This is a genomic window from Frankia tisae, from assembly GCF_025403405.1.
GTDB lineage: Bacteria > Actinomycetota > Actinomycetes > Frankiales > Frankiaceae > Frankia > Frankia tisai.
In genome coordinates, this window is record NZ_JANEZT010000178.1 from 1 (window position 1) to 13,566 (window position 13,566).

Here is a 13,566-nt window from a genome sequence, read left to right on the forward strand (position 1 = left end):
CCCCGCCCCCTCACCGCCGTGCTCCACCGGGGCGGCAAGCCCCACCACGCCCATGGCCGAGAGCTCCGACCACAGCTGTCGATCCCAGCCGCCCGGCGCGGCCGCGATCCCCCTGACCTGTTCGATGTCGCAGCGTTCGCGCAGCAGCCGCGCCAGCGCGCCGCGCAGCTCGCCCTCCGCCTCGGTGGTGTCCACGTTCACCTCGCTCCTCGTCGTCCCGCGGCCCCGACGCGGCGCCCCGCGCCGCCGTGGCCTCTCACCCGCGCCCGACCCCCGGCGCCGGTGGCGGGGCCGGCAGGCCCAGCACCCGTTCAGCGATCGTGTTGCGCTGGATCTCGGCGGTGCCGGCACCGATCGTCGCCGACCGGCTCATCAGGTAGCCGTAGGTCCACCGGCCGCCCTCGGGCGCGGTCGGCTCGCGGTTGCCGAGCACCGCGTCCGGGCCGATCACCCGCAGCGCCACCTCGTGCAGGCGCTGGTCGAACTCCGCGCGCATCAGCCGGTTGACCGAGGACGCGGGCCCGGGATCGCGTCCGGCGAGCACCGTCTCCAGGGCCCGGCGGCTGTTCGAGGCGAGGATGCGCACCCCCGCCTCCATCCGCGCGAGGCCCTGGCGCACCACCGGGTCGTCCCCGGCCGGCGACCCGGTGGCGAGCGCGATCAGTTCGGTCACCACGCGGCGGTAACGGAACTCGTCCGACAGGAACGCCGTGGCCCGCTCGTGACCCAGGCTCGTGCGCGCGATCGACCAGCCCTCGTTCTCCTGGCCGACGAGGTTCTCGACCGGCACGCGCACCTCGTCGAGGAACACCTCGGCGAAATGCGTTCCGCCGCTGATGTCCCGCAGCGGCCGCACCGTCAGCCCCGGCGAGGTCATCGACAGCAGCAGGTAACTGATCCCCTTCGGGCCCGGTTCGCCGGTGCGCACCAGCGCGAACATCCAGTCGGCGAGGTGCGCCTGACTGGTCCACACCTTCTGGCCGGTGACGACGTAGTGGTCGCCGTCACGCACGGCCCTCGTCGACAGCGCCGTCAGCTCGCTGCCGGCGCCGGGCTCCGAGAAGCCCTGGCACCAGAACTCGTCCGCGCGCAGCAGGGGGCGCAGGAAACGTTCCTTCTGCGCGGGCGTGCCGTGGCGGATCAACGTGGGGGCCACGATGAACGACAGGCCGCACGGGTGCCGGGGGGCCCGGGCCCTCGTCATCTCCCGGTGGTAGGCGATCTGGTCGGGCAGCGAGAGGTCCATGCCACCGACCTCCTTCGGCCACCCCGGGGCCGCGAGCCCCGCGTCGGTCAGGTCGGCATGGAAGGCGCGGGCCCAGGTGAGCCGCGCGGTGCCACCACGGGGCGCCGCGCCCGCGTGCGCGGCCAGGAACTCCCGCAGCGGGCCGAGGAACTCGCCCTGCCGGGGCCGGTCAACGGTCTCCACCGCTGCCACCACGCCTCCTCCTCGTTGTGCGGACCGCGTCCACAGGTGGGCCCTGTCCTGGACGACGGACGCCGCCGCGTGAACATCGCTGCAAGGTTACATGGTTTACTAAGTTCGCGAGGAAGACAAGAACTGGAGCGGCGGTTCTCACCGGCCGATCGGCGCCCGCGGCGCCGCCGGGGTGCCCCGCTCCCGACGCGGAGGTGCCGAGACGTGCAGTGGGGACTTCCCTGGCCGGGCCCGCAGGTCGCGGAGTTGGCCGAACAGGCTGGGGCGACCGCCTTCTGCGCCGGCGAGTTCGCCGACACGAACTCCTACCTGACAACGGGCGAGATGGTCGCCGCCACCCGCCGGGCCCTGGTCGGGCCCGGCATCGCCTATGCGTTCGCCCGCTCACCGTTCGTGCACGCCTCGGCGCTGCGGCACCTGTCCGCGCGCGCTCCCGGGCGGATCTTCCTCGGCCTCGGGTCCGGCACCTACCGGATGAACACCGACTGGTTCGCGTCGGCGGCCAGCGAGCCGGTCCGGCGGATGGAGGACCTCGTCGGGGCGATCCGCGCCTACCTGACCGCGGAGAACGGTCGGCCGGTGGTGCACGAGGGCGAGTTCTACCCGATCCACGCCGACATCCGCGCCCCCGTCCTCGGCCGGCTCGACGTGCCGATCCTGCTCGGCTCGTTCAACCGGCGGATGGTGACCGCCGCCGGGCGGACCGCCGACGGCATCCTGGGCCACGGCGTCTTCACCGACCGGTGGTGGACGGAGACGATCCGCCCGAACCTGCACGACGGCGCCACCGCGGCCGGGCGGGACCCGGAGTCGCTGCGACGCTGGGGCTGGCTCATCACCGCCGTCGACGAGGAGGACCCGGACCGGGGACGGCGCGACGCCCGGCTCCAGATCGCCTTCTACCTCACGGTGAAGACCTACGACACCCTCGTCGAGCTGCACGGCTGGGGCGACGAGGTGGCCGCGATCCGCACCGCGTTCCGCTCCGGGGACATCCCGGGGATGGCCGCGGCCGTCAGCGACGAGATGCTCGACGCGATCGCCCTGTGCGGCGACCTCCAGGAGGCCGAGCAACGCCTGGCCGCCCGCAAGGCCCTGCCCGACCTCGCGTTCCTGTCCAGCCCGGCGTTCATGGTCAGCGACCGGCGCCGGGCCCGCTACGCCGAGTCGGCGGTGCGTCTCATGAGCGCCGCCGCCGCCTGACCGTCCGGCGGCACGCCGGGCCCGGGGGCGGGGCTCACCAGCCGAGGAGGTCCTCGGGGAGGTCGCGGATGTAGCGGACCCGCGCGTCGCCGTGCTCGCGGGACAGCGCCGCCGCGGTGTCGGCGTCACCGTCGCCGACCGCCTCGGCCACCTGCCGCCACTGCTCGCAGGCCAGCGCGATGCTGTCCGGGTCCAGCAGGAGGGGCCGCGTGGTCGGGTAGCGCGACAACGAGCCGAGCACATCCTCGAACAGCTGCAGGGTGGGGCTGCGCGCGAGCTCGGCGAGCAGGATCCCCCACTGCACCCGGGCCCGGGCGTGGTCGCGCTGGCTGCCGCCGGCGGCCTGCTCGACGAAGGTCAGCAGCCGGCGGCGCTCGGCCTCGTCCGGGTTGAGCGCCGCCAGCCGGGCGCATTCCGTGGTGATGAGGGTGTAGGTGGCGCTGATGTCGGCGAGGGAGGCCCGCCGGGTCCGCAGGAACACCGAGGCCATGTGGGCGACGCCGGCCGCGTCCGGCCGCTGCCCGTACAGCCCGCCGTGATGGCCACGGCGGACGGTGAGGATCCCCTCGGCCTGCAGCAGCCGCACGGCCTGGCGCAGCGACGGCCGGCTCACCCCGAACCGGGCCAGCAGCTCGTCCTCCTGCCCCAGGTAGAGGTCGCCGTCCTGGCGGCTGAGAATCTCCTCGCGCAGCACGTGGGCGACCGCCGACGCGGTGCTCTGCGCGGCCACCCGCTCCATGCGCCCCCCGCTCCATGCGCCCCACCCAAGCGTGATGCGTGCGAAACAATACTGTCAGATACCCGCGCGTGGCCCGCTCGCGCTCACCCGCCGGCGGCGCCGGCGACGGCCGCGACCCGGAACACCGGCAGCTTCCAGCCGTCGGCGATCTCGACGAAGTCGACGGTGAGCGGCGTGCCGATCTCGACCGCGCCCGGATCGGCGTCGACGACGTTGCTCACCAGCCGTGCGCCCGGTGCGTCGGGCAGGTCCACGACGACGGCGGCCAGGGTCAGCTCCGGCTGGCCGGGCAGGCCCTGCACGATGCTGAAGCTGTACACCGTCGCCCGCCCGGACAGGGTCACCCAGTCGACGTTCTGCGACTGGCAGTTCGGGCAGAACGGCGACGGCGGCAGCCGGAAGGTCCCGCAGTCGGCACACTTCGGCGCGACCAGCCGGTTCTCCTTCGCCGCCAGCCAGAACGGCTCGGTCGCCGAGTCGGTGGTGATCTGGATGCCGGCGGGCGGCAGGGTCGCCGTCAGGGTGCTCATGCCATCCGTCCAAGAATCAGGCCGCTGACCGGCAGGGCGGCCGGCCCGCCGGTGACGAGCGCGAGCTTCGCGTCCGGCACCTGGTTGACGGCGGTGCCGCGGATCTGCTCGACCCCCTCCACGATGTGCGTCATGCCGATGATGTAAGCCTCCGAGAGCTGGCCGCCGTGCGTGTTGACCGGGATCGAGCCGCCCTTGTACCGGATGGCGCCGGACTCGACGAACGGGCCGCCCTCGCCCTTCTTGCAGAAGCCGTAGTCCTCGAGCTGCATGAGGACCATGGGGGTGAAGTGGTCGTAGATCAGCGCCACGTCGATGTCGTCGGGGGTGATCCCGGCCCGGTCGTAGAGCCGCCTGGCGATCGGGGCGTGCCCGGAGGAGGCGAAGTACTCGTCGGGCATCCCGTACCAGGCGAACGCCCGGCCCCACTCCCGCACGCCGCCGTGCGCCGCGGCGACCACGCCGACCGGCTCGCGCCGCAGGTCCTTCGCGCGCTGCGCGCTGGTCGTGATGACCGCGACGGCGCCCTCGGTCTCCAGGCAGAAGTCGAACAGGCACAGCGGATCGGCGATCATCCGCGCGTTGAAGTAGTCGTCCAGCGTCAGCGGAGTCCGCATGATCGCCTTGGGCCGGGTGAGTGCGTTCTCCCGGCTGGACAGGGCGATCTCCGCGAACGCCTCCCGGCGGGTGCCGTAGTTGTGCATGTGCCGCCGCGCCAGCACCGACATCAGATGCCCCGGGCCGACGAGGCCCGACGGCTGCAGGAACGAGTTCTCCGGGCTCGGTGCGACCGCACCGAAGACCGTGCCGAGACGCTGCTTGACCTGCTGCAGCGCCATCACGGTGACGACGGCGGTGGCATCCCCGGCGAGGATCGCCGCGCGGGCCAGGCCGATCGACCCCGCCGACCCGCCGCCGCCCGAGGTGAGGGCGGCGGAGAAGGTCACCTCGGGGATGCCGAGGGTCTCCATGAACGTGGCGGTGTCCATCGACTGCCCGTAGCCGGCGCCCGCCCCCGAGTAGTAGGCGAAGCCGTCGATGTCCTTCACCGACAGGCCGGCGTCCTCGCACGCGGCGATGATGGCCTTGCCCGCGAGCTCGGTGATGGTCTGCGGCGCGGAACCGCCGCGCCGGTAGTACGGCGTGGCGCCGACGCCGACGATCGCCGTGTCGAACGGGCCCGAGGCGCTCACGCCGCCACTGCCGCGTTCGGCGCACCGACGCCCGGGAACAGCTCGAGGAACGTGTCGACGGTGATCCGCCTGCGGACGTCGTCCGCCACGCCGTCGAACAGGCCGTGCAGCGTCTCCTGGGTGTGGCCGAACGTGCCCTCCATGTGGGGGTAGTCGCTGCCCCACATGACGTTGCGGTAGCCCATGCCGGTCAGCGCGGCGACGGCGGAGGCGTCGTGCTGGAAGGAGGCGTACACCTGCGAGTACAGGATCTCCTTGGGGCTGCGGCTGAGCTTGGGCCGCACCGCCATGTGGTGCTGGCGGTAGCCCTCGGTCATCCGGTCTGCGAGGAAGGGCACCCAGGTCGCGCCGCCCTCGGCGACGAGGACCCGCAGGTTCGGATGACGGTCGAGCGCCCCGGAGGCGACGAGCTTCATCGCGGCCCGCTGGCCGGAGAACGTCGTCTCGGTGTAGTTCAGCACCGCGCCGCCGGGGCCGCGGTAGACGACGCCGACCTGCGCGGAGCCGATGTCGATCGGGTCGGTGCCGACGTGGAAGGCGAGCACCATGTTCGCCGCCTCCGCCGCCGCCCAGAACGGCTCCCAGGAGTCACGGTTCCAGTCGTCGGCCAGCGGATGCGGGGTGGTCGGCAGGAACACCGCCCGGTAGCCGAGCTCGGCGGTGCGCTCCAGCTCGGCGACCGCGTCGTCGACCTGCAGCGTGGAGACCTGCGCGGTCGGGACCAGGCGCGGCGAGACCTTCATGATCGCCTCGATCGCCCAGTCGTTGCTGACCCGCAGCGCCTCGCGCAGCACCTCCGGGGTGCGGAACGACGAGCTCCACAGGCCCAGCGACGGGAACACCAGCTCGCCCCAGACGCCCTCGGTGTCGAGGTCGGCCAGGCGCAGGGTGGCGTCCCGGGCTCCCGGGGCCCGGCTGCTCTCGTCGAGGAACTCCTGGGCCGCCACGTTCGGGAGCTTGCGGCGGAACGACTGGCCGTCGACGTACACGGTCTCGTACGTGCCGTCCGGGTCCTTCACCGCCCTCGGGACGAGTTCGGCCAGGCGGGGCGGCAGGTTCGCCTGCCACAGGTCGTCGGGCTCCAGGAAGTGCGAGTCGCCGGAGTTCGCCCAGATCTTCGCCATGTCGTCCTGCCTCCGTATGGGTCGCGCCGTGAAGTCGGGTGCCTGCCGCCCGGATCCCGTGCTGTCGCCGGAACCCGGTGGTGACATCAAGGGCAACCCGGGTGACGTAGTTATCTTAGATACCTGAAAGAACCGCGCGCAACCGCCAACCCGGCCGAGCGCAGTGGGCCATCACCCCGCACTCCTAGTGAACTAGGTATATCTTTCCTCGATGTGGCGGCCGCCACGCTCGCGCGGACCAGAGGAGCGCCGGTGCACCTGGAGAACGCTGGTCCTGCCCACCTGGTCGAACCAACCACGGCCGGCGGGGCACCGTCGGCCACCAGCCCGGCGCGGTCCCTCACGCCGGTCCGGCCGCTACCCGAGATCGCACCGCTCTCGCTCGCCGAACTGCTGCACAGGGGCGCGGCGGACCATCCGGCTACCCGGCTGGTCTTCCGCGGTCCGGCCGACACGTTCACCACGGACCTGGCCACGCTGCACGAGCGGGCCGCCCGGGTGGCGGGCGGCCTCGCCGCCCGCGGGATCGGCCCGGCGGACGTCGTCGCGCTGCAGCTGACCAGCAGGGCCGAGAGCGTGGTCGCGCACGCGGCGGTGCTGTTGTGCGGGGCGGCGCTGCTGCCGATCGTCCCCATCTACGGGATCCGCGAGGTCGCCTTCATCCTGCGGCAGTCGGGGGCCAGCACGATCATCCTGCCGACACGGCGGGCGGCGGAGATCGCCGAGCTGCGCGGGACGCCCGACGCGCTGCCGGCCCTGCGCCACGTCATCACCGTCGCCGACAGCGACAGCGACAGCACCCCGGCCGGCAGCGTGCCGTGGCGCGAGGTCGAACTGGCCCCGCCGCTGGCGCCGCGCGCCCGGCCACTCGACGAGGTCGCCGTGCTCGTCTACACCTCGGGGACGACCGCCGCGCCCAAGGGCGTCACCCACACCCACCGCTCGGTCGCCGCCGAGGTCGCCTCGCTGCGCAGCCTGCGAGCGGGCCAACCCGACTTCGGCTACCTCGACCTGTTCCCGCCCGGGCACATAGCCGGGCTGAGCGTGCTGCTGCGGACCCTCGTCGACGGGCTGCCGACCGTCTTCCTCGAACGGTTCGACGCGGCGGAGGCGATCGGGCTCGTCCACGCCCACGGCGTGACCGCGTCCGCGGGGGTGCCGTTCCACCTGACCGCGCTGCTCGACGCGGCGCAGCGCGACGTTCGCGGTCTCGGCCCGCTGCGCGACTTCCTCGTCGGCGGGGCCAGCGTGTCCCCCACCCTCGTCGAGCGGGCCGAGCGCGCCGGCGTCAGCGCCTACCGGGCCTACGGTTCCAGCGAGCACCCGACGATCAGCTCGGGCGACGCGACCGACCCACTCGACCGGCGGGCCGCCACGGACGGGCGGGTGATGCCGGGCAGCGAGGTTCGCATCCTCGACCCCGCCGGTCACGACCTCGGCCTCGGCGAGGAGGGCGAGATCGTCACCCGGGGCCCGGAGCGGTTCGCCGGCTACCGCGATCCGGCCCTCGACGCGACCGCGTTCACCGCCGACGGCTGGCTGCGCACCGGCGACATCGGCCGGGTCGACGCCGACGGCTACCTCACCATCACCGACCGGATCAAGGACATCATCGTCCGCAACGGGGAGAACGTCTCCTCGAAGGAGGTCGAGGACCTGCTCATGACGCACCCGGCCGTGGCGGAGGCGGCCGCCGTCGCCGAACCGGACGACCGCACCGGCGAGCGGGTCTGCGTCTTCGTCCTGCCGCGCCCGGGGTCGGTCCTCGGCCTCGACGACGTGCGGGCGCACTTCGCCGCCGCCGGCGCCGCGAAGCAGAAGACCCCGGAACGACTCGTGATCGTCACCGACCTGCCGCGGACCGCGGCGGGCAAGGTCCGCAAGCACGAGCTGCGCGCGGGCCTGCACGCCGGCGGAGCCCACCACCTCACCGCGACGGGCGAACTCACCGGGATCGGCGAACCCGCGGGTGGCTGATGCGTGGCGCCGAGCGGCATGCCCGCGCCGCGGCGGTCAGCCGGCCACGCCGACCAGGGTGAGGGCGAACCGGCCGTAGGTGTAGACGATCTCGTCCTCGCTCAGGTCGCCGTCCTCGCGGTACCAGGCGGCGACCCCCATCCCGAGGTCGAGCAGGGCGTAGGAGGCGAGCTTGACCGAGGCCACGTGGAACCGGGAGGCGGCGACCCCCTCCTCGACGATTCCCCGGATGAGCCGCTCGTAGCTGCTGCGCCGGTCGACGACCGCCGCCCGGTTGGCCTCGTCGAGGCTGCGGATCTCCCGGTTGCCGACGAATGCCTCCAGCCGGTGGCGGGTGTGGAAACGAACGTGGGCCTCCACGGCGCGGCGCAGCCGGTCCGCGACGTCGTCGATACCGGCGACGGCGAGGGCGTGGACGTCGTGCAGGTCGTCCATCACGTCGAGCATGATCGAGGCCAGCAGGTCCTGCTTGGAACTCACGTGCTTGTACAGGCTCGGCCCCCGGATGCCGACCGCCGCGCCGATCTCCGTCGTCGTCGTGGCCTCGTAGCCGCGCTCGGCGAACAGCCTCAGCGCGGCGTCGCGGATCGCCCGCCTCCGCGGGGTGAGCTGCGGCCGCGCCAGCAATGCCCTGTCCGATCCGCTCATGCATCCCGCCCACGAAAGCCGTTATGACTAGGGACCTGTAGCCACGGGTCTGCGGATCGCCCCCGCGTCTTGACCATGTTAGCAGGCATGAATTTCCCTCAACACTGGCGGATCACCACCTACCCCTGCTATCAAGGCTACTGAGCATTAGCCTTTCCAGCCGACCCGTCCAGCCGGGGGTCGGCGCTCGCACCGAGGCGGGAGACCGTGATGGCCATTGATTTTTCGCAGCCGCCGGAGGTCGCCGACCTCGTGGAACGCACGACCGCCTTCGTCCGGGATGTCGTGATCCCGGAGGAGGAGCGGTACGCCGGGGTGATCGCCGCCGGCGGGGAGGCGCTGCGCGCGCGGCTGCAGGAGGCGGCCCGCGACGCCGGGCTGTTCGCCCCGCACGTCTCCCGGGAGTACGGCGGCCTCGGGCTCGGCATGACGGCGCGGGCGCCCGTGTTCGAGGCCGCCGGCTACTCCCTGTTCGGGCCGCTGGCGCTGAACTGCTCCGCGCCCGACGAGGGCAACATGCACATGCTCGAGATCATCGCCAGCGAGGAGCAGAAGGAGCGGTACCTGCGCCCCCTCGCGAGCGGCGAGGTCCGGTCCTTCTTCGCCATGACGGAGCCCGCGCCCGGGGCCGGCTCGGATCCGGCAGCCCTGACGACGACCGCGGTCCGGGTGGACGGCGGCTGGCGCATCGACGGCCACAAGTGGTTCTCCACCGGCGCGGACGGCGCGGCCTACGCGATCTGCTTCGCCCGGACCTCCGGCAGGGTCGGCACCGTCGGCGGCGCGACCATGTTCCTCGTCGACGCAGACAATCCCGGCCTGAAGATCGTCCGGCACATCGAGACCCTCGACCAGGCCATGATCGGCGGCCACTGCGAAGTGATCTTCGACAACTGCGTGGTGCCGGACTCGGCGATCGTCGGCGAGCTCGACCAGGGCTTCGCCTACGCGCAGGTGCGCCTCGGCCCGGCCCGGATGACGCACTGCATGCGCTGGCTCGGCATCGCGCGCCGCGCCCAGGACATCGCGATCGACCGGATCGCGCAGCGCCGGTTGTTCGGCTCCAAGCTCACCGAGCTCGGCATGGCGCAGCAGATGATCGCCGACTCGGAGATCGACATCGCCGCCTCCCGCAGCCTCATCCTGCAGGCCTGCTGGGAGCTCGACCAGGGGCAGCGCGCGGCGCAGTCCACCGCGATGACCAAGACGTTCGTCGCCGAGGCGATCTGGCGGGTCGTCGACCGGGCCATCCAGCTCTGCGGCGGCGCCGGCGTCTCCGGCGACCTGCTGCTGGGCCGCTACCTCAACGAGGTCCGCGCCTTCCGGATCTACGACGGGACGTCGGAGACCCATCGCTGGGCGCTCGCCCGGCGTGCGGTCAAGGAGCGGCTGAAGGCGACCGGCGCCCTCGAGTCGGCATCATGACCGCGCTCGATCCCCCGCACGGCGCCGAGGAGGGGCTCGTCTCCCTGCCGGGCCTGGATCTGGCGGCGCTGTCCGCCTACCTCGACGCCACCGTCCCCGGCCGGTCCGGGCCGCTGCGCGCCACCCTGCTCAGCGGCGGCCGGTCGAACCTGACCTACCACGTGTGGGACGACGCCGCGCACTGGGCGCTGCGCCGGCCGCCGCTGGGCAACCTGACGCCGTCGGCGCACGACATGCGGCGCGAATACCGGGTGGTGGCCGCGCTGCGCGACACCGCGATCCCGGTGGCCGGCGCGGTCGCTTACTGCGACGACCCCGCCGTGCTCGGGGTGCCGTTCGCGATGGTCTCCCTGGTCGACGGGGTGGTCCTGCGCAGCCGGGCGGATCTGGCCCCCTACTCCGACGCCGACGTGCGCCGCTGCGCCGAGAACCTGCTGCGCACCCTCGCCCAGCTGCACGCCGTGGACCACCGCGCCGTCGGGCTGGAGCGGTTCGGCCGGCCCGAGGGCTACCTGCGCCGCCAGGTCGACCGCTGGTGGGGGCAGTGGGAAAGGGTACGGACGCGGCCGCTACCGGACCTCGACGCGCTGCACTCCCGGCTGGACACCGCGGTGCCGGTGGAGAGTGACGCGTCGATCGTGCACGGCGACGCCCGCATCGACAACTTCGTGCTGGACCCGGACGACATCGGCGCCGTGCGGGCCCTGCTGGACTGGGAGATGGCGACCCTGGGCGACCCGCTGGCCGATCTGGGCCTCACCGTCGTCTACCGCGACCCGGACTTCGATCCGGTGCTCGGCGGCTCGGCCGCCGCGGCGAGCGACCGGATGCCCGGCGGGGACGAGATGATCGAGATCTATGCGCGCGAGTCCGGCCGGGACATCGTGAACATGGACTTCTACCTGGCACTCGGCTACTTCAAGCTGGTGGTGATCGCCGAGGGCATCCACGCCCGGCATCTCGCCGGCAACACCGTCGGAGAGGGTTTCGACCTCGTCGGCCAGGCCGTGCCGGCGCTCGCCGCGGGCGGCCTGCGCGCACTCGCCGACTGAACCGCCTCCGGGCGCGGGGCTCAGCCGGGCAGCTCCAGGCCGAGATGCTCGCGCAGGGTCGTGCCGGTGTACTCGGCGCGGAAGACGCCGCGCTCCTGCAGCAGCGGCACGACCTGGTCGGCGAACTCGTCCAGCCCGCCCGGGACGATGTGCGGGACGAGGATGAAGCCGTCGCTGGCGTCCTCCTGGACGAACCGGTTGATGGTCTCGGCGACCGTGGCGGCCGAGCCGATGAAGGACTGCCGCCCGGAGACCTCGATGACCACCTCGCGCAGCGAGAGCTTCTTCGCCTCGCTCAGCTCGCGCCAGCGACGCACCGTGTCCAGCCGGTCGTCGAACATCCGCACGCTGGCCCGCCCCTTGGAGATCGTGTTCTCCCCCGGCAGCGGGTCGACCTCGGGGACCGGGCCGTCCGGGTCGTAGGCCGACAGGTCGCGGTTCCACAGCTGCTCGGCGAACAGGATCGCCGTCGCCCCGCTGACCTGCTGGTGGCGGATCACCTCGGCCCGCTCGCGCGCCTCGGCGTCGGTGTCGCCGAGGACGAACGTCGCCGCCGGCAGGACCACCAGCTGGTCGGGCCGGCGGCCGAACTTCGCGAGCCGGCCCTTGATGTCGGCGTAGAAGGCCTGGCCGTCCTCGAACGTGCTGTGCCGGCTGAAGATCGCATCCGCCGAGGAGGCGGCGAACTCCCGGCCGGCGTCGGAGTCGCCGGCCTGAAAGATCACCGGCCGGCCCTGCGGGCTGCGCGGCACGTTGAACTGCCCGCTGATGTCGAAGAAGTCGTCGTGATGCGCGAACGCCCCCGGCCGCGGCTCGCGCAGGAACTGCCCGGTGTCCTTGTCCGCGACGATCTCGTCGCCGCGCCAGGAGTCGAACAGTTCCCAGGCCGTGCGCAGGAAACGCCGGGCCCGCTCGTAGCGATCCTGCTCCGCGAGGTAGCCACCACGGCGGAAGTTCTCCCCGGTGAAGGCGTCCCAGGAGGTGACGACGTTCCAGGCGGCCCGCCCCGCGGAGAGGTGGTCGAGGCTGGCGAACTGCCGGGCGACCTCGTAGGGCTCGTTGAACGTGGAGTTGATGGTGCCGGCGAGGCCCAGGCGTTCGGTGACCGCCGCGATCGCGGCCAGCACGGTGAACGTGTCCGGCCGGCCGACGACGTCCAGGTCATGGATGCGGCCGTTCTGCTCGCGCAGGCGCAGCCCCTCCGCGAGGAAGAAGAAGTCGAACTTGGCGCGCTCGGCCGCGCGGGCGAGGTGGGTGAACGAGCTGAAGTCGATCTGGCTGCCCGCCGCGGGGTCGCTCCACACCGTCGTGTTGTTCACCCCGGGGAAGTGCGCCGCCAGGTGGATCTGCTTGGTCGGCCTGCTCATGGAGGTCCTCCGCTGTTGTGTGCAGGGGTGCCGGTGCGCGCAGGGGGGCCGGCGGCGGGCTAGACGGCGGCCGTGGAGTGGGTGGCGGCGGCTGCGGCGTAGCGGTTGGCCGGCCGGGCCAGGCCGAGATGGCCCCGCAGGGTGGCGGCCTCGTAGGCGGTGCGGAACGCCCCGCGGGACTGGAGTTCGCCGACGAGCCCCCGGGTGATGCCCTCCAGGTCGTGTGGGATGGCCGCCGGACGCAGCCGGTAACCCGACAGCCCGGCCGGTTGCCAGTCGAGCAGGAGATCGGCGAGTTCCCCGGGGGTCCCGGCGACGATGTGCGCGTCGCTGGCCTGGGGGGCGCCGGCCCACTCGTCGAGCCGGGCACGGTTGTCGGCGGCCTGGGCCGCCGAGTCGGCGAGATGGACGACCAGATCGGCGAACACGTGCACGGTCTCGCCGCCCCGACCGGCCGCGTCCTGCTCGGCCCGGACCTCCTCGACGATCCGGCGGGCGTCGTCGGCATCGCGGGGCGTCACGTAGACGACGTCGCCCTGGCGCGCCCCGAGCCGGTAGGGCACCGTGCCGTGGCCGAGGACGGTCACCGGCGGCTGGCCCTGCGGCGGGCGGGGCACGATGGAGGGCCCGCGCACGCTGAACCAGCGTCCCTCGAAGTCGATGTAGTGCAGCTTGTCCCGGTCGACGAACCGACCGGTGGCGACATCGCGGATCTCGGCGTCGTCCTCCCAGCTGTCCCAGAGCCGGCGGACGACCTCGACGTAGTCGGCCGCCTCGTCGAACAGCTCGGCGATCAGCGCGACGGCCTCGGGACGATCCAGGTCCGCCGGTGTGATCCCGGGAATCGTCCGCCGACCGAACAGGTCCGCC

General features: G+C 72.9%; 13 protein-coding genes. 4 read left to right on the forward strand and 9 right to left on the reverse strand.

Annotated features, from left to right (window positions below):
- On the reverse strand, positions 1-201 hold a 201-nt coding region (locus NBZ85_RS17635; protein ID WP_261562251.1), incomplete at its 3' end, for an acyl-CoA dehydrogenase family protein.
- A gap of 55 nt (positions 202-256) precedes the next feature.
- Positions 257-1,441, reverse strand: a complete 1,185-nt coding sequence (locus tag NBZ85_RS17640; RefSeq protein WP_261562252.1) for an acyl-CoA dehydrogenase family protein — start codon at positions 1,439-1,441, stop codon at positions 257-259.
- 201 nt (positions 1,442-1,642) lie between these two features.
- On the opposite strand from NBZ85_RS17640, the gene NBZ85_RS17645 reads away from it, so the two are divergent.
- On the forward strand, positions 1,643-2,641 hold the full coding sequence (locus NBZ85_RS17645; RefSeq protein ID WP_261557071.1) for an LLM class flavin-dependent oxidoreductase: 999 nt from the start codon (positions 1,643-1,645) through the stop codon (positions 2,639-2,641).
- 34 nt (positions 2,642-2,675) lie between these two features.
- Here the strand turns inward: NBZ85_RS17645 and NBZ85_RS17650 are convergent, their stop codons facing one another.
- The 4 genes from NBZ85_RS17650 to NBZ85_RS17665 form a co-directional block, all read right to left on the reverse strand.
- Positions 2,676-3,380: a FadR/GntR family transcriptional regulator gene (locus tag NBZ85_RS17650; RefSeq protein WP_261557073.1), complete on the reverse strand. Its 705-nt coding sequence runs from the start codon at positions 3,378-3,380 to the stop codon at positions 2,676-2,678.
- 83 nt (positions 3,381-3,463) lie between these two features.
- Complete coding sequence (locus NBZ85_RS17655) at positions 3,464-3,910, reverse strand: Zn-ribbon domain-containing OB-fold protein (protein ID WP_261557074.1); 447 nt, start codon at positions 3,908-3,910, stop codon at positions 3,464-3,466.
- The gene (locus NBZ85_RS17660; protein ID WP_261562253.1) at positions 3,907-5,103 is read right to left on the reverse strand and encodes a thiolase C-terminal domain-containing protein; all 1,197 of its coding nucleotides are present in this window, start codon (positions 5,101-5,103) and stop codon (positions 3,907-3,909) included. Before NBZ85_RS17660 ends, NBZ85_RS17655 begins: the two co-directional genes overlap by 4 nt.
- Positions 5,100-6,227 carry an amidohydrolase family protein gene (locus tag NBZ85_RS17665; RefSeq protein ID WP_261557077.1) on the reverse strand — a complete coding sequence of 376 codons (1,128 nt, stop codon included), beginning with the start codon at positions 6,225-6,227 and terminating at the stop codon, positions 5,100-5,102. The genes NBZ85_RS17660 and NBZ85_RS17665 overlap by 4 nt, the downstream gene beginning before the upstream one ends.
- Positions 6,228-6,479: 252 nt before the next feature.
- On the opposite strand from NBZ85_RS17665, the gene NBZ85_RS17670 reads away from it, so the two are divergent.
- Complete coding sequence (locus tag NBZ85_RS17670) at positions 6,480-8,204, forward strand: class I adenylate-forming enzyme family protein (protein WP_261557078.1); 1,725 nt, start codon at positions 6,480-6,482, stop codon at positions 8,202-8,204.
- Between the two features lie 36 nt (positions 8,205-8,240).
- On the opposite strand, the gene NBZ85_RS17675 is transcribed toward NBZ85_RS17670, so the two are convergent.
- Positions 8,241-8,852 carry a TetR/AcrR family transcriptional regulator gene (locus NBZ85_RS17675; protein WP_261557080.1) on the reverse strand — a complete coding sequence of 204 codons (612 nt, stop codon included), beginning with the start codon at positions 8,850-8,852 and terminating at the stop codon, positions 8,241-8,243.
- A 210-nt stretch (positions 8,853-9,062) separates the two neighbouring features.
- On the opposite strand from NBZ85_RS17675, the gene NBZ85_RS17680 reads away from it, so the two are divergent.
- A complete protein-coding gene (locus NBZ85_RS17680; RefSeq protein ID WP_261557082.1) occupies positions 9,063-10,277 on the forward strand; it encodes an acyl-CoA dehydrogenase family protein in 1,215 nt (404 codons plus the stop codon).
- The gene (locus tag NBZ85_RS17685; RefSeq protein ID WP_261557083.1) at positions 10,274-11,329 is read left to right on the forward strand and encodes a phosphotransferase family protein; all 1,056 of its coding nucleotides are present in this window, start codon (positions 10,274-10,276) and stop codon (positions 11,327-11,329) included. The genes NBZ85_RS17680 and NBZ85_RS17685 overlap by 4 nt, the downstream gene beginning before the upstream one ends.
- A 20-nt stretch (positions 11,330-11,349) precedes the next feature.
- Here NBZ85_RS17685 and NBZ85_RS17690 read toward each other — a convergent pair whose 3' ends face one another.
- Both NBZ85_RS17690 and NBZ85_RS17695 read right to left on the reverse strand, forming a co-directional pair.
- Entirely contained in the window at positions 11,350-12,696 is a 1,347-nt protein-coding gene (locus NBZ85_RS17690; protein WP_261557084.1) for an NtaA/DmoA family FMN-dependent monooxygenase, read from the reverse strand.
- A gap of 59 nt (positions 12,697-12,755) precedes the next feature.
- Positions 12,756-13,566, reverse strand: an 811-nt coding sequence (locus NBZ85_RS17695) for an LLM class flavin-dependent oxidoreductase (RefSeq protein WP_261562254.1), incomplete at its 5' end; no start/stop codon positions are given.